Raw genomic sequence first — 21,908 nt, forward strand, 5'->3', positions numbered from 1 at the left:
GGCTACGGCCGGGGCGCGTACCGCACGTCCGCGAAGGGCCAGTCGGCCGCCAGCCAGGCCGACACCACCTGGTACAGCGTCCGGTCCAGGTCGGCGCGGTCGGCACGGACCCAGGAATGCACGTCCGCCGAGGCGGCGCCGTCCCGGGCCGGGTAGATGTACACGCAGCCGATCACGTCGTCCCCCGGCACCTCGACGACCGAGTACGTGAATCCGGCGCGGCTCGCGAACTGGTCGGCGTGCCGGCGCAGGTCGGCGAGGTTGCGCTCCAGGGACATCCCGTCCGCCGGGGGCCAGCTCCCGCTCTCGAAGCCCGGCGTCGACCGCACGTGCTCGATGCTGCTCGTCCACGCCGCGTGGTCACGCTCGTTGTGGTGCGGCCCCAAGGGTTCCAGGCGGAACCGCTCGGCAGTGAGCCCCCGCGGGGCGGTGAAGTCTTCGGTGATCGACTCGGACCAGGACGACCGCGTCACCAGGACAGCTCCTGGCAGCGGCGGGCGCAGTGCGGCGCCTCCACCTGCAGGGTCGCGTGCTCGATCGCGTACCGCGTCGAGAGCAGGTTCTGCGCCTCCGTGAGGACGTCCGATTGCTGGGCCGGCGGGGCCAGCGTCAGGTGCGCCGAGGCCACCTCCATGCCCGACGTCAGCGTCCAGACGTGCAGGTCGTGCACGTCCGCGACGCCCGGGAGCGCCGCCAGCTCCGCGCTGATCGCGCCGACGTCGACGCCCTGCGGGGCGTGCTGGAAGAGGATGCGCAACGCCCGCCGCGCCAGCGTCCAGGTGCGGGGCAGCACGAACAGGCCGATCGCCACACCGATGATCGGGTCGGCGTAGCGCCAGCCCGTGAGCAGCGTCAGCGCGCCGCTGAGCAGGACGCCCACCGAGCCGATCAGGTCGGCCAGCACCTCGAGGTACGCGCCGCGGACGTTGAGGCTCTCCTTGGCGCCCGAGCGCAGCACCGCGAACGACACGATGTTCGCCGCCAGGCCGGCCGTCGCGGCCAGGAGCACCGGGAGACCGGGCACCGCGGGCGGGTCGCTGATCCGGCCGACGGCCTCGATCAGGACGTAACCCGCGACGCCGAACAGCAGGATCGCGTTGCCGAGCGCGGCCAGCACCTCGGCGCGGTAGAGGCCGAACGTGCGGCTGACCGTGGGGCCGGAGCGGCGGGCCAGGATGATCGCGGTCAGGGCCATGCCGACCCCGAGGACGTCGGTGAACATGTGCGCCGCGTCCGAGATCAGGGCCAGCGAGCCGGTCGTGAAGCCCACGACGAACTCCAGCACCATGAACCCGGCGCCGACGCAGAGGGCGATCGTCAGGCTGCGGGTGTACTTGCCCGACGCGCTCGCCGGCGTGACCGACTGGCCGTGCCCGTGTCCGTGCCCCATTTCGCCTCCGTTCCCGGTTCACCGTCGAGAGCAAACATATAGTCAGATGCGCATATGTGCAATACAGGGCACCCTAAGTTCACCCCCGGAAAGCTACTCCGCCCACCCGCACGGACCAATCCACCAGGAGGGGTTTCCCGTCAGTCGGACCGGTCACACTGCGGCGCCGGCTAGCGCACCAGGCGGAAGAAGCCGCGGACCTGTTCGACGAAGAGTGCGGGCTGCTCGAGCGCGGCGAAGTGGCCGCCGACGGGCAGGTTCTCGAACCAGCGCAGGTCGGCGTAGCGCTGCTCCGCCTGGCGCCGCGACGGCCGCACGATCTCCTTGGGGAACACGGAAATCCCGGCCGGCACGGTGATCCGGGACAGGTCGCGGTCGTTGTTCTCCCAGTACATCCGCGCCGAGGAGGTGGCCGTCGCGGTGAACCAGTAGACGGAGATCGCGTCGAGGAGCTTTTCGCGGGAGACGGCGTCCTCCGGGTGTCCCTTGTGGTCGGTCCAGGCCCAGAACTTCTCGGCGATCCAGGCGGCCTGGCCGGCCGGCGAGTCGGTCAGGCCGTACCCGAGCGTCTGCGGCCGGGTGCCCTGCTGCGCCGAGTACCCGGCGCCGGTCCGCCGGAACTCCTCCAGGTCGGCGTAGGCCCGGCGCTCGTCCGGCGTCGAGTCGTCCTGCCCCATCCGCACGGGCACGAAGTTGACGTGCACCCCGGCGACCCGCTCGGGCGCGACGCCGGCGAGCGCGTTCGTGACGGCCGCACCCCAGTCGCCACCCTGGGCGCCGTAGCGGTCGTAGCCGAGCGAGGTCATCAGCTCGTCCCACAACGCGGCGACCCGCGGGATCTTCCGGGCGGGCTTGTCGCTCCACCCGAACCCGGGCAGCGACGGCGCGACGACGTGGAAGGCGTCGGCCGGATCCCCGCCGTGCTTGCGGGGGTCGGTCAGCGGCCCGAGGACGTCGAGGAACTCGAGCACGGACCCGGGCCAGCCGTGCGTCAGCACGAGCGGCAGCGCGTCCGGTTCGGGCGAGCGGACGTGCAGGAAGTGCGCGCCGACACCGTCCACGGTGGCCCGGAACTGCGGGAAGGCGTTCACCCGCGCGGCGAACCCGAAGTCGTACTCCTCACCCCAGAACCGGCACAGGTCCTGCACGTAGGACAGCGGAGCGCCCTGCGACCAGTCACCGACGGTCTCGGCCTCCGGCCAGCGGGTCAGCCGCAGCCGCTCCCGCAGATCCGCGATGTCGGCCTCATCGAGCGGGACCCGGAACGGCTCAACCACGACAGCTCCTTCAGGTGGGCCCTCCACGCTAACGACTGCCGGGGGAATCGATCAACTTTCCGACACTGACCAGCGGATACGGTTTGCCCCGCCCTGCCCGCGCAGGCCGCGGGGGATGCGCTAAGCTTTCGGAGTCGCCCAGCGATGGGCCCTCGTAGCTCAGGGGATAGAGCACTGCCCTCCGGAGGCAGGTGTCGCAGGTTCGAATCCTGCCGAGGGCACCGCAAGGATGGGAACGGGAGAGATGTCGGACATGACATCCTCCCCTTTCTTGTTTTCAGGGTTGCGCCGTTCGAGCCGCCTGTCTCGGGCGAACGGCAAGATGGACGCTTCGTGAGCAGCCTGGCGTGCCGCCGCGACGGTCGGCCCGAGCAAGGTGACCGTGCACTTCACCCGGTTGGTGCTCCTGCAGTAGCGGAGTTCGAGCCGGAGCGCTTCGAACAGCCGCCGGGCGACATCCTCCGGTAGCTCCTCCACCTGGACCTCGCCCATTGGCAAGGCGTCAAGCAGGTCGGGGTTGGCCGTCTGCTGATTCTGCTCTTCGACTTCGGCGAGCTGGGCTTCGAGCTGAACTTTGCGTTTGTGAAGAGTGTCGCGTTCGTCGTTGACTTCGTCGACAAGGTCCTTGGTCGGCCTGTCGAACAGAGCCAAGCTGCGGACGAGGTTCTTGATCATGCGCGTGGTGTCGTCGATCTCGCGGCGCAAGGCGTCGATGCGCTGCTGCCGTTCCCGCTTCGCGGCGGCGCCGAGTTCTCGGGCGGTGTCGCCCAACAGGCTGCGGCGGTAGGCACCGAAGATGTGAGCCGACAGGAACTCGTTGAGCTTGGCGACGATCGCGTCTTCGCGGATCCAGAAGCTGCCCGCGGCCGGATGTCCCTCCGGGACGTAACCCTTCTTCGGGGCGCACACGTAGTAGGCGTGCCCACGGCGGGTTTTGCCGTTCATGCGTCGGCCGCAGCCGCCGCAGAAGAGGTAGGTGCGCAATAGGTAGCTGCGTTTGGTCTGGGGATGCTTGACGTTGGTGTTGCTGGTGCTGCGGGACCCGAACCGGTGTCTGCTGATTTCCTGGGCCTGCAGCCAATCCCCCAACGTGACGAGAGTTTCGTGCACTGGCTGCGCGGACCAGATCCACTCCTCGACGGGATTGAACTGGTTGCCGCGGGACTTGCGGCCGCGCACGTTCCACACCATGTGCCCGGTGTACTTCGGATTGGTGAGGACGTCGCGCACGTTCGAGGAAGTCCAGTGGCCGACGGCGCGCTTCGGGTCGACCGGAACCGGCGGCGGATAGGTGGCGGGGTCGCGGTTGAGCCGGTCCGCGATCGCCTGGTAGCCGAGGCGTTCAGTGATCCGCCAGTGGTACGCCTTCCGCACCGCGGGCGCCTGTGCGGAGTCGACTTCGAGGAACGTCTTCTTGGCGCCCTTGGCCCGCTTGGCAGGGACCGGGTGCGGGACGTGCCGGGCGCGGTAGCCGTAGCAGGGCTTGCCGATGTTGTAGCCGGCCTCGGTGTGGACGGCGTAGCCGTCCCACGACTTCTCCAGCATGTCGACGACATAGAACTCGGACAGGGTCTGCTTCACCCGCCGCGTGAGCAGTTGAGTGGCCCGCTTGGGTTTGCGTCCGTCCACCAGCCCGAGCTGGAACGGTTCGTCGGAGGCCAGCAGGCGCACTCCGGCCTGTTCCAAGCGGTGCTCGATGGTGGTGCCGTAGTACATGTGCCGGGCAGTGCGCTCGATCGACTCGCAGATGACGTAGTCGAAGCGCCGATCCGGCCGCTGAGCTTCGGCGAGAAGGTCCTGGATTCCGCCGTCACGCGGGACGGGGATCTCGAATTGTTCGTGGGCGCGGCCGCTCCCGCGGGCGTCGAGGTCCATGCGCCCGGACTCGACGTCGTAAAAGTGCGCGACGATCAAGCCGTCCTCGGGCAAGGCGCGCTGCGAGTTCCCCAGCTGACGCGGCAAAGACAGCGTTGGGTCCTGCATGTCCTTCGTGGACACGCGTCCGAGCCATGCGAAGCGAAGGTACGACGGCCGCGCAGCGACACCGGCCGAAGCGCCGCCCGCCGCTTCGCTGTAGGCGCTTCGAGGGCGTCCTACGCTGCGCTGTCCGGCCCACGCACGGACTTGTTCCGGGCCTGCCACTGCGTCACCTCCCAGAGCACCCGTGCCTGCTCGGCGACCAGCCGCTGAGCCGCGTTTCCTTCTGCCGTCTTGATTTCAACCACCAGCTCCGGTGGCTCGTCAGGAGCCAGCCGTCCGGTGACATCGTCCCGGCGGCCGTTCACTGCCGACTTTGACGATCTCGGCCAGCTGTACCAGCTGAAGCAGCTGCGCGACAAGGTGAACCTTCGGGCAAGGTCGCGCCCGAGCTGATCTCCCAGCGAGTTCGGCGGACGCCGTCGACCCCGCGGGGCTGGCGTGGGCGGGACGTCGTCGTCCATCCCGACCGTGGCCGGAGGTCTGCCACGGGAACCAATCCGGCGGCGCGCAGGCTCGCACCGCTCTCGCCCGCCTGCGTGTAGGTGATGAGACGCAAGTAGCCCATGGCTCGCGCCGCGCGCCAGACCGCGCCGTAGAGCTTCGAGTTCGCGTTCGGCTCGCCGACGGTGCAGCTTCGTGTCACCTCCAGCGTGATGCCGTCGTCGAGACACCTGGCGACCGGACGGCCGGCGGTCGCCACGCCGACCAGTTCACCGCCGCGCGCGACGCCGATCGCGAACTTCATCCCACGGGGCGGACGGTGGTGCCGGTGGTGGGCGTCGATGAATTCGCATGCCTGCCGGAAGGTCAGGGGAACGATCGTCAAGCGCACCGCAGATCCTCCCCCGCCCCGTGCTGAGCGCGCCGGAACACGCGCTCGTCGACCAGCGGCTCGTGGACCATCGGCGCCGAGGTCACCCAGTGCTCGACGGGAGCGGGACGACCGGCCGCTGTGCGAGCCCAGACCTGGCACCCCGTGTACTTGACGTTGGTGACGATCCGCTGGACAGCTTTCGCCCTCCACCGCTCGCTCGGAGCTGGGTACTGGCGAAGGTCGGCGTTCAGGCGTGCCGCTATGGCGGCGAACGTCAAGCCGTCGTTCGCTCGCCACACGAAGATCTGCTTCACGACCGCGGCGGTCTGCCAGTCAGGGACCAGGACCGCCCGCAGCTTGCTGCGTCCGCTGGTATCGGTGACGCGGATGCGCAGCGCACGGTAGCCGTAGGGCGGAGGCCCGATCTGGTAGCCGGCGCGGACGATTTCGATCATCGCCTCGCGGGCGCGGCGGGTTGTTTCGGCGTGGTGCCGAGCGAGCGCGTCCCGCCCCTCCTCGGCGACGCAAGGTCGTTTTGTCCACAGGTTTACCCACAGCCGGGACCACCGCTGTGGACGGGTCTCGGCCACCGGCGTGCCGGGGTGCTCGCAGCAGGAGAAGCGGATTGTCATGCCGCTCGCCTCCATCCCGCATGGACGGCGTCGTTGACTTCGGGCCGGGTCGGCCGGGGAACGCCGCTTGCCGCCGCGGCGGCAAGCTCGACGTCGCGGGCAAGCCCGAAGACGAGCAACTCGTGGTGCACCGGGAGCGCGGTCGGCGCGCCGGCGGCACGGGCTCGGGCAGCAGCCCGACGGGCAGGGAGCGAGGCGCGGGTGACCAGCTGGCCGCCGCGCAGTCCGGCGGTCAGGGCAACACACCGCTCGACCGGCGCCAGCCCGGCAGCGGTCGCGGCGGCGATGAGCGGGGTAGCCAGGTCCGCCAACGTGCTGTCCGGACGCCGGCGCGGCCTTGCGACGATGACGAAGTGGCCGCCTGAACGCAGCAGCGATTCGCCGTAGAACATCGTCGCGGCGATGTCAGCGAGCGCGGACTCGACCGGGTCGCGGTCTGGACCGTTCGCAGGCTCCGGCTCCATTCGCAGGGCGGTCAGCACGAGCCCGACTCGCCCGACCAAGCCAGCGGCCCGGGCGGTCGCGAGGACCTTCGGACGGGCATCGAGGACCGAGCCGTCGCGCCACGCGCCCGCAGTCTTGGCGGCGGTGGCGTTGGCGCTGGCAAGGGACCACCACCGGGTGCGGCCGGTCAAGCCGAACGCGTCCCGGCCGGCGCTCAGCGCCGCGGTCAGTACGGTCCCCGCACCGCAATCAGGATCGAGAACGAGGTCGCCGGGTCGGCTGTAGACTGCGATCGCGTGCGCGGCGACGGCAGGAGGAATCCGCTCGTCGTCGATCTCGGTACCGGGCACACACCCGGCGTCGCGCAGTTGCTCAAACTGGCTCCGCTGTCCGGTTGGCCAGACCGAAAGAGGCAGCCCGTCGACCGACGACCCAAGTATTTTCAGCTGCTCATTCATCGGAGGTTCTCCCCTGCAACGGCGGCCTTGGAGACCGGCTTGCGGACGAAGACCAAGAGGTCGTCGTGCACGCGCGCGTGCCGCGCAGGCGGCACAGCGGGCGGTGCCGCAGCAGCGAGCGCCCCGTTACGAACCGGCGCGCGCAGCAAGGCGATGCGATCGAGATAGCACACGCCGGCGCCCTGCGCGGCGCGCACGAACGAGCCTGCGGGGTCGATGAGCCGACCCTCCACACGATCACCATGCGTGATCACGGCGAGTATGCCGGTCGGGTTGAGCGCATCGGCCCAATCGGCCGGTCGGAACCAGTCGCCGGGCCGCGGTCCGGACGCGGTGATGATGAGGTCGTAGCGGTCCGGACCGACGACGGTCGCGGCCGCGTCCGGCCCGGACCGACCGCGCGCAGGCGGCACACCGACCCCGACGCCGGTCGGACCGTCCGAGCCGGGTCCGAGTCCGGACTCGGACACAGCCAACGCCTCGCCGTGGTGTTCACCGATCGGGTCCTGAGGCGCGACGGCGGTCTGGGTTTGGACGCGACGGCCGAGTCGGACCACCGTCCAGCTGGCTTCGTGCAGTCCGCCGTACGGACCGGGCCGGGACCGGTGTCGATCGCCGATTGGCGAGGACGAAGGGGAGGGCCCGAGGTAGGGCGCAGGCGCGAGCAGGAGCACCCGCTGGCCCGGCTGCGTGTAGGCGGTGACGATCTTCACGACCGCAGTCAGCAACCAGCTCGCGAGCAGCCCGGTGCCTCCGAGGAGCTCGTCTTGCGCGCACGTCCAGACGGTGCTCGGCCGGACCGTTCGCGAACGGCGCACGGTGCGCAGATGCCGCGCTCGCCGACGCTGCGGAAGCAGGATCGGGACGGTCGGCGGGTCGGCGGGATCGTGCTGCGGCGAACCATCCTCTGGACATTCGTTGTCGTATGCCGGGGTCATCGTGGATCTCCTCCGACGGAAGGGTGCTGCGTGTTCTGACACCCCTTAACTCCGGCTGGAGGTCCGATTTTGGACACACCTTCGAGAAATCGCCGGACACCTCAACGAGGACACCGCGCCGCCTACTAGAGGAATACTACGAACACAGTTCAGTCAACATTTTCAACTTCAACTAGTCGATCTTCAGTTCGGACGACCGCCGAGCCGAATAGTAGGCCTCTAGCAGGGCAAGGACAGCCACTAGTCGACATCAAGCAATAGCACGGTATTTCCGTGGTACCGGTCGTGGATTCATGGCGCCGTTGTTGTTCACATCGACGCCGCGGGAGTCACGACATGGCAACTCAATCCGCTTTTCGTCGCCGTCACAACGAGGCAAGCCCGAACTCTCTGGACATCGCACGGAACACGTTCACCTGGCTGGTGACGGGACCGCATCCGGTGTCGCTGAACGGCCGGCTCTTCGCCGGTCTCCCGGACCGGCACGTCCCGCTCGACGAGGTCCGCGACCGCCTGCTGGCGCGCAGGTGCCCGCAAGCGACGCGCGACGCGGTGTGGGCGCATCTGGTGTTGCGCTCGCGAACCGAAGGAGCGACCTGGACGGTCGCCGCGGTGGGTGTGGCGCTGCCCGCGCTGACGTCGGCGGCGGCCACCTTGTCCCATCGGTTCGCCGGCGATCCGGCCGACGTTCACGCCGAGGTGCTGCGCGGCTTCCTGACTGCGTTGTCGACGATCGACCTCCGGCCGCCGCGGATCATGCTGCGGCTGCGGTGGGCCGCCTACCGGGCCGGCTACGACGCGCTCGCCGAGGCGTTGGCCGGTCCGACTCCGGTCGCGCCGGGCTTCCGATCGACTCCGCCGCACGCGCCGTGGGGTCACCCGGATCTCGTCCTCGCCCGTGCCGTCGCGGACGGAGTCCTGACCCGGACCGAGGCCGCGCTCATCGGCGCGACCCGGCTGGAAAACATGCCGGTGACGGATTGGGCCGCGCAGCACCAGACCGGCGAGTGGGCCGCGTACAAGACGCGCAAGCGTGCCGAACGGCGGCTTGCCGAATACCTGCGCGAGGGCGCCACCACGGCCGATCAGCTGATCGACCAGGTGGCCGCCGCGGTGGCCCTGGCACGCCCCGTCACACCCGCCCAGGAGGCACCACGGTCGTCACCGTCCGTGTCCGACACCAACGGCGAATCGGAGCGGAAAGTTCGGCGCCGCGTGTCCAAAACGGACGCGGATTCCGGAGTTCAGGGCTGCGGGACGAACCCGCGCTCAGCCCGAACTTCGGAGGTGCCCCAATGCGCGTGATCGATGCCGAGAGCGGGCCATGTAGCGCTCGTCTCGACGGCGGCCTCCAGCCGCCGGACCGGACCATGGAAACGAGTTCGACGCTCTCGAATACTCCGACCATTAGGCCAGGACGCCGCCGACGGTGGTCGCACGTGGTGCTGGTGGTCGAGTTGTCGGCCATCGCGTTGCTGGCCTCGGCGTCGGCCGGACACGCCGACACGATGGTCGTCGCCCTCGCCGGCTCGGTCACCGACGTCCTGAACAACGTCCGCAACTGGATCATGGGCATCCTGGCCGGCTTGGCCACGGTGTTCCTGTCCATCGGTGGCGTCCGCTACGTGATGGGCGGCGGCGACCCCGGCGAGGTCGAGAAGGCCAAGACGGCTTTCAAGTCCGCGGGGTGGGGCTACGGCTTGGCGGCGCTCGCGCCGCTGGTCGTGGAGATCCTTAAAGGGATCGTGGGGGCCTGACCGATGGCCGTCAGCACCCTGCCCACGGTTCGCCCGTACCGCCGGTCCGGCAACCCGTCCGAGACCGCTGCCGCGGCGGATCGACCGATGCTCGCCCCCGTCAGCGACGCCGGCCAGCAGGTCTCCATCCGACGGCGGCGCCGGCGAGCGGGCTGGCTACTGGTGCTGACCGTCGTGCTCCTAGCCGGCATCCTCGCCGTCAACGCGTGGGCCTCGCCGACCGCGCCACGGCAGCCGCCTGCGGACCCGCCGCTGCCTCCTCCGACCGCGCTGCCCACGCCCACGCCGTGCAGCTTCCCCGGCCAGCTCGGCTGCACCTCGCCGACGCCGACCACAACGCCGAGCAAGCCGTGCACGGGCGAGGACTGCATCCCGCAGCCGACTCCGCCGGCGCCGAGCACGAACCCGCGGCAGCCGGGCACCGGCAGCGGCGACGGCGACTCGGACTGCGGCATCACCGACGTCGGCGCGTGCATCACCGAGGCCATCAACTCGGCGTTCCGCAGTGTCGTCGACGACGCGCTGGATCCGATCCTCGAGCTGATCGGCCACACCGCGCTGTCCACGCCGACGATCAGCGACCTGCCCGGCATCGGCGAGCTCTGGAACAGCTCCTGGGAGATCGTGGTCGCCGCCTACGGACTGCTCGTCCTGCTCGGCGGCATCCTGCTGATGGGCCACGAGACCGTCCAGACGCGCTACTCGATCAAGGAGATCGGACCGCGCATCCCGATCGCGTTCATCGCCTCGGCGCTCTCGCTCTTCTTCGCCGACAAGCTCATCCGGCTGGCCAACGGCCTGACCCTGGGTGTGCTCGGAGACGGAGTCAACGCGCCCTCGCTGGGCAACACCTTGCAAGAGGCCGTCCAAGGCATCCAAACCGGCGGACTGTTCATCATCCTGGTCGCGCTCGTGCTGGTGGTGCTCGGCCTCGGTCTCCTGGTCGTCTACGTCGTCCGGATCGTCATCACCCTCGTCCTGATCATCAGCGCGCCGTTCTTCCTGATGTGCCACGGGCTGCCCCACACCGAGCCGCTGGCGCGCTGGTGGTGGAAGGCCATCACCGTGACGACAGGCGTTCAGTTCGCCCAGGCGCTGGTGCTGATCACCGCGGTACGCACGTTCCTGTCCGGCGGCGTGCACCTGTTCGGCTCGACGCTATCCGCGCTCGGCACGCTGATCGCCGCGATCGCCTTGTTCTTCGTCCTGTTCAAGATCCCGTTCTGGATGCTGAAGGCCGTCAAGGTCGGCTCCGGCCGTTCCTTCCTCGGCGGGTTGGCTCGCGCGTACATCGCGGCGAAAACCTTCGGCATGGTCGCCGGTAAGACCGGTGCGTTCGGCAAGGCTGGCGCCGGCGGTGCGACGAAGAACGCCGGTCGCGGCGGCGGCGCGGCGGCTGATCCACCGTGGCCGGCACAGCCGCGTTTTGCGCCCAACCCCGACGTGGTCAACCGGCGGCTCAAGGCGGCCCACGACGCCGAGCGTGCCCGCGCGGCCCAGCGGCCGACGTTGCCCTCGCAGGCGCCGCAGTTCCTGCAGCCCTCGCCCCAAGACAGCACCCACGACCCCGCCGTGATCGCGGCGAACCAGGGACCGACCATGCCCGAATTCAGTTCCGCGCCGACGCCTGTCTCGCACACGCCACAACGAAGGCCACAGTCGGCAACTCCGCATTTTCAAGCCGCCGGCGGCCCGCGTCGACGCGGCGCCACATCGCCATCGGCTCGCCCGATCCGCACAGCATCGGTGCCGCCGCAACTGCAGTTCCGACCGGCGACGCCGCCCGCACCACAAACGCTCCGAGCCAAACCGACCTCCGCACCTGCCGCGCCGGCATTCCGGCAGGCGACGCCGGAGCCCCGCCTCGGCGATGCCTCCCGCCGTACCCAGTCCGTTCCACCGCCGACGTTCCGCGCGCCGAAGCCAACCCCAGGAGGTGAAGGGAAATGAGCCAGCCCGTCCGGATTCCCGCCGACGTCGACCGCGAAGACCGGGTGATCGGTCCGCTCACCGCGCGACAGCTGCTCATCCTGACCGTCACCGGAATCGTGCTGTACGGGACGTACACGATCACCCGCGCGTTCGTCCCGCTGGCGGCGTACCTGGTCATTGCCATCCCGATCGGCGTGACCGCAGTGTTCCTCGCGCTGGGTCAGCGCGACGGCATCACCCTAGACCGTCTCATGCTGGCGGCGCTGCGCCAGCGGATGAGCCCGCAGCACCGGGTTGCCGCGCCGGAAGGCGTCCGGCCCACACCCGAGTGGATCGGGCAGGCCGCGAGCACAACCAGATCTTCGGCGTCGGCAGTCTCACCGGCCGCGCTGCGGCTGCCCGCCGAAGGCATCACCGACACCGGCGTCATCGATCTCGGCAAGGACGGCGCCGCCGTGGTCGCGGTCTGCTCCACGATCAACTTCGGGCTGCGCACGCCTGCCGAGCAGGAGGCGCTCGTCACCTCCTTCGGCCGGTACTTGCACTCGCTGACCGCGCCGGTCCAAGTGCTCGTCCGGGCGGAACGGCTGGACTTGTCGGGGCAGATCGCGGAACTTCGCGAACAGGCAGGCGGGCTGCCGCACCCCGCGCTGGAACGGGCGGCACGCGAGCACGCCGAGTACCTCGACCAGCTCGGCCGCGCGACCGACCTGCTACGGCGGCAGGTCCTGCTGATCCTGCGAGAGCCGCTGCGAACCAGCGGCCCGACCGACGGACTGGGCGGTGCCTCGCCGCTGGCCGCGTTGTCGGCGCAGCGCAGGGCTGCGAGGCAGGCTGCGTCGATCGACGACGCCGCCCGACGCGCCGCCGAAGCGCGCTTGGTGCGTCGGCTGGGCGAGGCGGTGGAACTGCTCTCGCCGTCCGGGATCGTGGTCACCCCGCTGGATGCCGGTCAGGCCACCACGGTCCTCGCCGCGGCGTGCAACCCCGACAGCTTGATCCCGCCGAACTCCGACCTCGCCGGCTCCGACGAGGTCATCACCACCGCCCCGGACGAGAGCTGGAACGACACCGCGTTCGGCCGCACCTCGCTCGCCACCGAAGACGCATTCGGCGAGCCCGCGTGGGAGGACGACGAAGAGCCCGACGACTACGACGACGCCGCGAGGAGGGACCGCCGATGAAGAGGACCAGGTACCGCGACGCCGCAAGCAGGCAGGTACCCGTCGGGCAGGCCGGCGCGTTCACACCGGACGCCATCTCGGTGCGCCCCCGAGCGCTCGAAGTCGGAGGCGAATGGGTCTCATCGTTCGCCGTCACCGGCTACCCGCGTGAAGTTCACCCGGGCTGGCTGCAGCCCCTGCTGACTTATCCCGGACGGGTCGACGTCTCGCTGCACATCGAGCCGATCGACCCCGTCACCGCGGCCAACCGGCTGAAGAAGCAGTTGTCGAAGCTGGAGTCCGGCCGCCGGCACACCAGCGACAAGGGAAGGCTGATCGACCCTCAGGTCGAAGCAGCCACCGAGGACGCCTACGACCTGTCCGCGCGGGTCGCCCGCGGCGAGGGCAAGCTCTACCGGCTCGGGCTCTACCTCACCGTGCACGCCGCGACCGAGGAGGCGCTCGGCGACGAGGTCGCCGCGATCCGGTCGCTGGCGGCGTCGCTCCTGCTGGACTGCAAACCCACCACCTACCGGAGCCTGCAGGGCTGGATCACCAGCCTCCCGATGGGCCTGGACCTGGTCGGGATGCGCCGCACCTTCGACACCAGCGCGCTGTCCGCGGCGTTCCCATTCACATCACCGGACCTGCCACCGCCGGACCCGACCTCGGTCGGCGCCCCGAGCGGCGTGCTCTACGGCTTCAACGTCGGCAGCCAAGGACTCGTTCACCACGACCGGTTCGCCCTCGACAACCACAACAGCGTGATCCTCGGCCGGTCCGGCGCCGGCAAGTCGTACCTGGTGAAGCTCGAACTCCTTCGCAGCCTGTACCGCGGCATCGAGATCCACGTCATCGACCCAGAGGACGAGTACGCCCGGCTGGCCGCCGCGGTCGGCGGCACCTACGTCCACCTCGGCGCCGAGCAGGTCCGGCTCAACCCCATGGACTTGCCCATCCACACCCGGCCGGACGGACGCCGGACAGCTCCCCGCGACGCGCTCATCCGGCGCAGCCTGTTCTTGCACACCGTCATCTCGGTGCTGCTGGGCAGCGAGATCGCCGCGACCGACCGGGCCGCGCTCGACCGGGCGATCACCGCGACCTACCAGCGCGCCGGCATCACGTCGGATCCGCGAACCTGGACCCGGCCGGCGCCTCTGCTGGCCGACCTCGCGGAGGTCTTGGCTGAGGCAGGCGGGGCGGACCTCGCGGCGCGGCTACAGCCGTTCACCACGGGCGCGTTCTCCGGGCTGTTCTCGGGTCCGACTACGACACGGCCCGAGGGTCACCTCGTCGTGTTCTCGCTGCGCGACCTCCCCGGCGAGCTCAAGGCAATCGGCACACTTCTCGCGCTCGATGCGGTGTGGCGCCAAGTGTCCAATCCCGCCATCCGCAGACCCCGGCAGGTCGTCGTCGACGAAGCCTGGTTGCTGATGAAGGATCCGGCCGGCGGCGAGTTCCTCCTCCGGATGTCCAAGGGCTCTCGCAAGTGGTGGGGCGGCGTCACGGTGGCGACCCAGGACGCCCCCGATGTGACGAGCACCGACCTGGGCAAGGCGATTATCGCGAACGCGGCGACGCAAATCCTGCTGCGCCAGGCACCGCAGGCAATCGACGAAATCTGCCGGATCTTCGACCTCTCGCAGGGCGAACGGCAGTTCCTCCTCACCGCCGACCGCGGCCAAGGACTGCTCAGCACCGGCACGCAACGAGTGGCGTTCCAGTCCATCGGGTCGCCGGTCGAGCACCAGCTCGTCACGTCGAACCCCGCTGAGCTGGCCGAGTACTCCGACATCTCCCCGGAGATCGAGACCTCCTTCGTCGACCTCGACGCCGCCTGACATTTCGAACTGCGCCAAGGGGATATCCATGTCTACTTCAGCTGCCCGCCGTCCTGCTCGGCTACTGACGCAGAACAGCGAGATGCGCCAGATAGGGGTCTGGAACTGGTCACTACCGGCCTGGGCCGGGCGGCTGGCCGACGGCCGCACCTACAACACGTGCCCGAGCGCCGGGATCTGTGCGCAAGCGTGCTACGCCCGGCACGGCACGTACACCTGGCCCGTCGTCCGTGCCAAGCACCAGGCAAACCTGATGTACGTCTTCGACGACCTGGCCGGCTGGCGAACCGCGATGGTCGACGAACTTGGCGCGGCCAAGTTTCGCGGTAGCTGGATCAGGATCCACGACAGCGGCGACTTCTTCTCCGACGACTACCTGCTGGCCTGGCTCGACATCTGCAGGACTCGCCCGGACACGAACTTCTACGCGTACACCAAGGAGGTTTCCCGGTTCCGGTCCCTGGTCGAGCCTGATCCGCCGCCGAACTTCCTGTGGGTCTACTCGTACGGCGGCAAGCAGGACGCCGCGCTGAACCCGGCCGTGGACCGCGTCGCCGACGTGTTCCCGGACGAAGCGGCGATCGTCGAGGCGGGGTGGGCGTCGCAGGAAGCCAGCGACCTCCTCGCGGTCCTCGGCCCGCAGCTGGTCGGTGTGCCGGCAAACCGGATTCCGAGCTACCTCAAGCGCCTGGCTGGACGCCGGTTCTCCGAATGGCAGGCCGAAGTCGACGCCGCACGTTCCGCTCGCCGCACGCGCCTGCGGCTGGTCGTCGACAACACCCGTTCCGAGGCGCGGCCCGAGCAAGGCGGCGAGCCGCGAGCTGCCTGATCCAGCGCTCCAACTTACGTTCGGAGGTCTTAATGTCTTGGCCGTTCGCTCTATCCACCTCTCTCGCCTCACCTGCCGGCGACTACCTGCGCGACCCGCTCGGTGCGTTCCAGACCGTGCTGGCCTACCTTTGCGATCTCGTCTTCACCTGGGGGCCGATCGCCGGGCCGGCGCTGGCGGTCGCGACGACCGCCGCGGTGATCGCTCGACGCCGCTGGCGCCGCCGCTACCACGAGAGCCTGGTCAGCGACGCCCGGTTGGTCACCGTGCTGGCGCCGCCGACCGTCGACCCGTCCGGCGCGATCACCGTGTGGTCCAACCTGGTCGGCCTGCTGCGACCAGGCTGGCGGCGGCGCTTCGGCGGGCAACCTCACCTGGCTTTCGAGTTGACGTTCACCGACGGCGGCGTGCAGATCCGCTTGTGGGTGCCTGGCCTGGTGCCCCCGGGGATGGTCGAGCGCGCCATCGAGGCGGCCTGGCCCGGCGCGCACACCCGCACGACGCCGGCCAAGCCCCCGATCCCCACTGCCTCCGCAGCGGGCCGGCGAATCGAAGCGGTCGGCGGCGAGCTGCGGCTGGCTCGCTCGGAAGCACTTCCGATCCGCACCGAGCACCCCGCCGACCCGATCCGGGCCCTGCTCGGCGCCCCGGTCGGGCTCGGCCCCCACGAGCGGGCCTGCGTGCAGATCCTCGCCCGTCCCGTCGCCGGGCACCGCGTGACCAAGGCGCGGCGCGCGGCGAAGCGGGTGCACGCGGGCAGCTCGGTCAGTCTGGTCGGCCGGCTGCTGGACGTCGTGACGCCAGGCAAGACCGCGAAGCCATCGTCCAGTGCGCGGACGCCGGGGCTGGATCGGCAAACCAGCCTGGAGTTCGCCGCGCAGGACCGCGTCGTCGTGGAGAAGCTGCGGCAGAACCAGTTCGAGACCCGCATCCGGTACGCGGTCGCCACCACGGTCCCCGAGCACGCGACGACCGCCGAGGTCCAGGCGGTCCGGGAGGTGCTGCGGGGACGCGGCCACGCGATCGCCTCGGCGTTCGCCGCCTTCTCCGAGCACAACTACTTCCGCCGGATCCGGTTCCGGCGGGTCCCAGTCCAGGTGCTGGCCGAACGCCGTTTCGGCAGGGGCGACCTGCTCTCGATCCCGGAGCTGGCCGCGCTCGCGCACCTGCCGATCGACGAAGCCACGCCCGGCCTCCAGCGCGCCGGCGCGAAGGCCGTACCGCCGCCGCCCGGTATCGCCACGGCTGGCGACTTGATCAAGCCGCTCGGCTTGTCGGACTCGGGGCACTCCCGGCCGGTCGGCCTGCACGTCGCCGACGCGCGCCATCACCTGCACATCCTCGGCGCGACCGGCTCCGGCAAGTCGGAGCTGATGGCCCGCTTGATCCTCGACGACGCCGAGGCTGGCCGCGGTGTGGTCGTCGTCGACCCGAAGGGCGACCTCGTGTCGGACCTGCTGATGCGGCTGCCCGAGGAGCTCGGCGAGAAGGTCGTCCTTTTCGATGCCGACTCCCGCGCCCGACCGCCGGTGCTCAACCCGCTGGAGGGCGTGGACAAGGCCCGCGCGGTCGACAACCTCGTCAGCATCTTCTCCCGGATCTACGCCTCCTCATGGGGCCCGCGCACCGATGACATCCTGCGCGCCAGCCTGCTCACCCTGACCGCGATGCCCGGCACGCCGACGCTGGTCGACCTGCCGAAGCTCCTCACGGTCCCGGCGTTCCGGCAACGGGCCTGCGACCAGATCGACGATGACGTACTGCGCGGGTTCTGGTCCTGGTACGACGGTCTGTCCGAAGCGAGCCGGGCGCAGGTCATCGCGCCGTTGATGAACAAGGTCCGCGGCTTCCTGCTGCGTCCGTTCGTCCGAGCCGCGATCGCCGGCGGGAAGTCCACGGTGGACATGGACGAGGTACTCAACACCGGCGGCATCTGCCTGGTTCGCATCGCCCGCGACGCCCTTGGCATGGAAACGGCCCGGCTGGTCGGCTCGATCGTCGTCGCCCGCACCTGGCAAGCCGCCACCCGCCGGGCCCGCGTCCCCCAACGTCAGCGGCGCGACTGCGGGCTCTACGTCGACGAATGCCACAACTTCCTGAACCTGGCGTACCCGCTGGAAGACATGCTCGCCGAGGCTCGCGGATATCGCCTGTCGATGACCTTGGCCCACCAGTACCTCGGCCAGCTCCCGAAGGAACTCGAAGAGGGCATCAGCACGAACGCCCGGTCGAAGATCTTCTTCAACGCCTCCCCCGAGGACGCGAAGCGGCTGGCACGCCACACCATGCCGCGGCTGAGTGAGCACGATCTGTCCAACTTGGGCGCCTTCCACGTCGCCGCCCGCCTGGTCCTCGGCGGCGAGGAAGCACCGCCGTTCACCGCAGTGACCGAAAAGCTGCCGCCCGCGGTCCCCGGCCGCGCCAGGGCGATCCGCAAAGCCGCCCGGATCAACACCCGGCCACCAGTCACCAAGAGCGAGCCCATGACGCCCGGAGCCGCAGCGCCCACCGCCGATCCCCGCCGCGCCGCCTAAAACCGGAGGTACTCCCGATGATTTCGAACCCCACCCCTCAGCGGGCGTTGCGCGGACACATGCCGCAGCGTCCCACTCCACGAGCGGCCACCACCGGCGAGCACCACGCCCAACTCGCCGGGCGGCTGACCCACCGCGACCGGTGGCTGGCCCGAATGCTCTACGAGCACAAGGTCTTCACAACCCAGCAGATCGTCGAGCTCTGCTACCCGAGCATGCGCGCGGCCAACCACCGACTGCTCGACCTGTTCAAGTGGCGAGTCGTCGACCGGTTCCAGCCGTTCGTCACGACCGGCACCGCCCCGATGCACTACGTGCTCGACATCGCCGGCGCGGTCGCCCTCGCCTACGAAGACGGGGTCGACCCGAAGTCGATCGGCTACCGGCACGAAGACGCAATCGGGATCGCGCACTCCCTGCGCCTGGCCCACACGGTCGGCGTCAACGGCTTCTTCACCGCCATGGTCGCGCTGAGCCGACGTCCCGGTGCTCGAAGGTCGCTGACCGCATGGTGGTCCGAGCTCCGGTGCGGACGCCTGTTCGGCGACATGGTGCGCCCCGACGCCTACGGCCGGTGGCGCGAAGACGACCTTCAGCTCGAGTTCTTCCTCGAGTTCGACTTCGGCACCGAAGACCTCGGCAAGCTCAGCCACAAGCTCTACGGCTACGAGAGGCTCGCCGCCGCGACCGGCATCACCACCCCGGTCCTCATCCGGCTGCCCACCCAGCGGCGCGAGACGTCCGCCCGCCGAGCGCTCGCCGACTGCCTGTCCCAGCTCGACCGGCCCAGGCTCGTGCCGCTAGCCACCACCGCCGCGGACGCAGCCGGCGACCCCGCCGCTGCCCGATGGCTGCCGATCACCGGGCCGGCAACGCGTCACCCCGGCCGGTTGCGGCTCGTCGAACTCACCCAGCTCTGGCCCCAACCTGATCTGCCCGGCGACGTGCCGGCGTCAAGCTCGGTCCCTGCCCAGCAGGGTCCAGCGGCCCTGACCGCTCCGGATCCGTTCCCGCCCGCCTCGCCGGCCAGCCGCTTCCGGAGGCGCCCATGAAGTTCGCCTACACCGCGGTCGTCGTCGTCATCATCCTCATCGGCGGCATCGGGCAAGGCGTCGTGAAGGCCGTGTTCGGCAGCAGCGGCACCGAGCCCAGCCAGGAGGCCATCGCCGACATCCCCGGCGACTACCTCGCCGTCTACCGAGCGGCAGCTGCCGCGTGTCCCGGGTTGGACTGGTCGATCCTCGCGGCGATCGGCAAGGTCGAGAGCGACCACGGCCGCAGCAAGCTGATCGGCATCGCGGAAGGAACCGAGAACTCGTTCGGCGCCCGCGGGCCGATGCAATTCCTCCAGTCCACGTTCGACGGCGTTGTCGCCCGGCATCCGCTACCGCCGGGCGGCAAGACCCCGCCGTCGCCATGGGACAAGCACGATGCGATTTACGCGGCGGCGTACTACCTGTGCGAGTCCGGCGCGCCCGGCGACATCCGCAAGGCGCTGTTCGCCTACAACCACGCGGACTGGTACGTCAACGACGTCCTCGACCAAGCAGAGAGGTACAGCAAGGCCGCGGTCGGCACCGGCCGCTGCGACGACATCCAGGCACCGAACGCCGCCACCGCAACGGCGATCAACTTCGCCTGCGGCCAGCTCGGACTGCCGTACCTCTGGGGCGGGAACGGCCCGTTGAACGGCGACAGCGGCTTCGACTGTTCGGGTCTGACCAAGGCGGCTTACGCGGCTGCCGGCGTCACCCTGCCGCGCACGGCTCGGACTCAGTACGCCGCCGGCCCGCTGGTGCAGGGTGGCCAGCCGTTGCTTCCCGGCGACCTGGTCTTCTACGGCACGCGCGGCAATGTCCACCACGTCGGCCTGTACATCGGGGCGGGGAAGATGATTCACGCCCCCACCTTCGGAGAGCCTGTCCAAGTCGGTTCGTACCGCTGGAACGGGGACGACTACCTCACGGCTTCGCGCCCCGCAAAATAACTTGCGGACGATCAATCACTCATTCCGGACATCTTTCAATGGCGTCTCGCTGACTAGCTTGGCGAATGCCGCAGCATAGAGCGGCTGCGGATGGCGACCAGACCTGGCCACAAACAAAAGAACTCCACGGAGTACCATATTCGCCGCAGCAGTAATCGATTCCGTGATCGTTTTCGGATCTGCGCGCAGAGTTGTGCGAAAGTAACCAGGCTCGTACTCACTACCGACTTCTGTACTGTAGGCGACGTACTGGAACCAGTTCTTGCCGTGCGCCGCCGCGCTCGCGCCGCGCCAGAGCACTTCAAGAGCGTTAGGCTGCATATCAATGACGGCCGCGCACTCGTGGACCATCGACGAGTACTTCGGCTCACCCTTAACGATGGACTCGAAAGGGTACATATCGCCGACGCGAGTCCACAGAGCGTTCATACGATCCCGCACGGACGGCGCACGGTCATCACCTTGCTTCTCGAACGCCAAAGCCATCTGGCGCAGGTCGTGATACAACAGCCGCAGGTGACGATGCACCCTCTCCGTCGAATCGTCCTCCTTGAGGACCCACACGGCTTGCGCAGCGGACTCCAGCCCGGCGCGGGCAAGCGTGAAGTACGGTCGCGGAGGGTTTCGGACGATCATCCCTTCGAAAATCTTCTGAGGAGCGACGATATTCGCCCAAAGGGTCAAGTGATCAAGCGCGGCGACCAAAGATGACCGCATCCAAGCTGAACATTTCTCCCATCGGTACGCGGCATCGTCTGCGGCAAGCATGCTTCCAGGCACCGGGTCAACCACCTGATCGAGCACATACCCAGCGAGGCGAGCAGTATGGGCCGCGGCTGCCCAATTTGCCGTCTCCTCGTCAGGGACTCGCTCACCCTCGTCGGGCACGTCACTCATGCGTCGACCGTAGCGCGCACCACGTAAGAGGCTTACCTCGAAACGCCTCTTCATCGTCGTGAAAGTGACTTCACCAAAGCAATCAACGCGTGATCGCGCCGCAAGTCTGCGGCGATCCGACGGAGTTCCTCACGCTGGGCCAGTGCGACCTCTCGCCAACCAGGCTCCAGCGTGTCGCCCGCGTGGAAGACGATGTCGGTTCCGAGGTTCCAGATCATGCTGTTCACGGTGGCGCAGGCCACGGCGAGCGAGTCGACGTCGCACCCGATCCAGCGGATCGTGCGCGGGTCTCGGCCCTGCTCGCGCATGACTTCCGCGGCCGCGCGAAACATGCCGCCCGTCCCCATCATCGGGTCGGTGACGTTGCTGCGCTCCTGGATGTCGGACATGCCGGCGAGGAGCTTCGCGACAGACCCGGGTGTATAGAACTGACCACGTGCCTTGAGCGCCGACTTCGGCCGGAGAACGGTCAGCACGGTGCCGAGCAGGTCGACGTCGAACCGCCGTTCCGTGCCGGTGAGGTGCGGTTGCCCCGCTCGCAGCGCGGCCTGCGCGACGGCCAGTGCGTGGCCACGCACGTCGCGGTCAGGATCATCGAAGATCCACGCGATCATCGGATAGAGGAGGTGCGTGATTTCGGTTCGGTGCCGGATGACCGACGACCACGTGTGCCGCGCGAAGTCGTGGAAGGTGTCAGCGTCCCAGTTGAGCACCGATTCGCTGACGTTGTGTCCGCACGAATCTTTCTCCGGCAAGGCGGTAAGTGTGGCAACAACTGAAACCGGGATATCAAGCCGGCCGGTTCCATAGGTTCGATGCCACGCGGACTCGACTGCCGTGGCGATCTTATGTGCAAATTGCCCAGCGTCGACAGAAGTGGAAATTGCACGACGGGATGAAGACACGGGAGTTCCCTCCAGCTATCAGAGGCACGGCACAGCGTCACGCCGCAGGTACGAGCCGTGCGCTAGACTGTTGGCTCGCGCACCCTTCTGGGATGTGCGGTGTTGGAGCCCGGCGGGTGGTTGCCGC

19 protein-coding genes, 1 tRNA gene and 1 pseudogene are annotated in these 21,908 nt (G+C 69.2%); 11 read left to right on the forward strand and 10 right to left on the reverse strand.

Features of this window, described 5'->3' with window-relative positions; genetic code table 11:
• Positions 1-2: 2 nt before the first annotated feature.
• From VA596_RS01690 to VA596_RS01700, 3 genes are all read right to left on the reverse strand, one after another.
• Entirely contained in the window at positions 3-473 is a 471-nt protein-coding gene (locus VA596_RS01690) for a GNAT family N-acetyltransferase (RefSeq protein WP_323322865.1), read from the reverse strand.
• Complete coding sequence (locus tag VA596_RS01695; protein WP_323322867.1) at positions 470-1,390, reverse strand: cation diffusion facilitator family transporter; 921 nt, start codon at positions 1,388-1,390, stop codon at positions 470-472. The genes VA596_RS01690 and VA596_RS01695 overlap by 4 nt, the downstream gene beginning before the upstream one ends.
• A 170-nt stretch (positions 1,391-1,560) precedes the next feature.
• Positions 1,561-2,667 carry an epoxide hydrolase family protein gene (locus VA596_RS01700; protein WP_323322869.1) on the reverse strand — a complete coding sequence of 369 codons (1,107 nt, stop codon included), beginning with the start codon at positions 2,665-2,667 and terminating at the stop codon, positions 1,561-1,563.
• A gap of 148 nt (positions 2,668-2,815) precedes the next feature.
• On the opposite strand from VA596_RS01700, the gene VA596_RS01705 reads away from it, so the two are divergent.
• Together VA596_RS01705 and VA596_RS01710 are read left to right on the forward strand one after the other, a co-directional pair.
• Positions 2,816-2,888 (forward strand) — tRNA-Arg (locus VA596_RS01705).
• 361 nt (positions 2,889-3,249) lie between these two features.
• Positions 3,250-3,654 (forward strand): hypothetical protein, encoded by a 405-nt coding sequence (locus VA596_RS01710; RefSeq protein ID WP_323322871.1) that lies wholly within the window; start codon positions 3,250-3,252, stop codon positions 3,652-3,654.
• On the opposite strand, the pseudogene VA596_RS50590 reads toward VA596_RS01710, so the two are convergent.
• From VA596_RS50590 to VA596_RS01735, 5 genes and pseudogenes are all read right to left on the reverse strand, one after another.
• Positions 3,601-4,650, reverse strand: a pseudogene (locus VA596_RS50590) (recombinase family protein); the annotation flags it as partial. The gene VA596_RS01710 and the pseudogene VA596_RS50590 sit on opposite strands and share 54 nt — an antisense overlap.
• Positions 4,651-4,948: 298 nt before the next feature.
• Positions 4,949-5,479 (reverse strand): XF1762 family protein, encoded by a 531-nt coding sequence (locus VA596_RS01720; protein ID WP_323322875.1) that lies wholly within the window; start codon positions 5,477-5,479, stop codon positions 4,949-4,951.
• Positions 5,470-6,093, reverse strand: coding sequence for a recombinase family protein (locus VA596_RS01725; RefSeq protein ID WP_323322877.1), 624 nt, complete (start codon positions 6,091-6,093; stop codon positions 5,470-5,472). Before VA596_RS01725 ends, VA596_RS01720 begins: the two co-directional genes overlap by 10 nt.
• Complete coding sequence (locus tag VA596_RS01730) at positions 6,090-6,995, reverse strand: DNA methyltransferase (RefSeq protein ID WP_323322879.1); 906 nt, start codon at positions 6,993-6,995, stop codon at positions 6,090-6,092. The genes VA596_RS01725 and VA596_RS01730 overlap by 4 nt, the downstream gene beginning before the upstream one ends.
• Complete coding sequence (locus VA596_RS01735) at positions 6,992-7,933, reverse strand: hypothetical protein (protein ID WP_323322881.1); 942 nt, start codon at positions 7,931-7,933, stop codon at positions 6,992-6,994. Before VA596_RS01735 ends, VA596_RS01730 begins: the two co-directional genes overlap by 4 nt.
• A gap of 273 nt (positions 7,934-8,206) precedes the next feature.
• Between VA596_RS01735 and VA596_RS01740 the strand changes: the two genes are divergently transcribed.
• The 9 genes from VA596_RS01740 to VA596_RS01780 all read left to right on the forward strand — a co-directional run bounded on the left by VA596_RS01740 (position 8,207) and on the right by VA596_RS01780 (position 19,979).
• A complete protein-coding gene (locus VA596_RS01740; protein ID WP_323322883.1) occupies positions 8,207-9,238 on the forward strand; it encodes a hypothetical protein in 1,032 nt (343 codons plus the stop codon).
• 134 nt (positions 9,239-9,372) lie between these two features.
• Positions 9,373-9,690 carry a pilin gene (locus VA596_RS01745; protein ID WP_233224036.1) on the forward strand — a complete coding sequence of 106 codons (318 nt, stop codon included), beginning with the start codon at positions 9,373-9,375 and terminating at the stop codon, positions 9,688-9,690.
• A gap of 3 nt (positions 9,691-9,693) precedes the next feature.
• Complete coding sequence (locus tag VA596_RS01750) at positions 9,694-11,640, forward strand: hypothetical protein (protein WP_323322885.1); 1,947 nt, start codon at positions 9,694-9,696, stop codon at positions 11,638-11,640.
• Entirely contained in the window at positions 11,637-12,806 is a 1,170-nt protein-coding gene (locus VA596_RS01755) for a PrgI family protein (protein ID WP_323322887.1), read from the forward strand. Before VA596_RS01750 ends, VA596_RS01755 begins: the two co-directional genes overlap by 4 nt.
• Complete coding sequence (locus tag VA596_RS01760) at positions 12,803-14,629, forward strand: VirB4 family type IV secretion system protein (protein WP_323322889.1); 1,827 nt, start codon at positions 12,803-12,805, stop codon at positions 14,627-14,629. The genes VA596_RS01755 and VA596_RS01760 overlap by 4 nt, the downstream gene beginning before the upstream one ends.
• 28 nt (positions 14,630-14,657) lie before the next feature.
• Positions 14,658-15,458 (forward strand): GP88 family protein, encoded by an 801-nt coding sequence (locus VA596_RS01765; RefSeq protein ID WP_323322891.1) that lies wholly within the window; start codon positions 14,658-14,660, stop codon positions 15,456-15,458.
• Between the two features lie 32 nt (positions 15,459-15,490).
• A complete protein-coding gene (locus VA596_RS01770; RefSeq protein ID WP_323322893.1) occupies positions 15,491-17,992 on the forward strand; it encodes a helicase HerA domain-containing protein in 2,502 nt (833 codons plus the stop codon).
• 17 nt (positions 17,993-18,009) lie between these two features.
• Complete coding sequence (locus VA596_RS01775; RefSeq protein WP_323322895.1) at positions 18,010-19,044, forward strand: replication-relaxation family protein; 1,035 nt, start codon at positions 18,010-18,012, stop codon at positions 19,042-19,044.
• Entirely contained in the window at positions 19,041-19,979 is a 939-nt protein-coding gene (locus tag VA596_RS01780; protein ID WP_323322897.1) for a C40 family peptidase, read from the forward strand. The genes VA596_RS01775 and VA596_RS01780 overlap by 4 nt, the downstream gene beginning before the upstream one ends.
• A 15-nt stretch (positions 19,980-19,994) precedes the next feature.
• Here the strand turns inward: VA596_RS01780 and VA596_RS01785 are convergent, their stop codons facing one another.
• Together VA596_RS01785 and VA596_RS01790 are read right to left on the reverse strand one after the other, a co-directional pair.
• The gene (locus VA596_RS01785; protein WP_323322899.1) at positions 19,995-20,876 is read right to left on the reverse strand and encodes a hypothetical protein; all 882 of its coding nucleotides are present in this window, start codon (positions 20,874-20,876) and stop codon (positions 19,995-19,997) included.
• 50 nt (positions 20,877-20,926) lie between these two features.
• Positions 20,927-21,631 (reverse strand): N-6 DNA methylase, encoded by a 705-nt coding sequence (locus tag VA596_RS01790; RefSeq protein WP_323322901.1) that lies wholly within the window; start codon positions 21,629-21,631, stop codon positions 20,927-20,929.
• Between the last annotated feature and the right edge of the window lie 277 nt (positions 21,632-21,908).

Origin of the sequence: Amycolatopsis heterodermiae, assembly GCF_034929455.1 — a bacterium.
GTDB classification, from domain to species: Bacteria; Actinomycetota; Actinomycetes; order Mycobacteriales; family Pseudonocardiaceae; genus Amycolatopsis; species Amycolatopsis heterodermiae.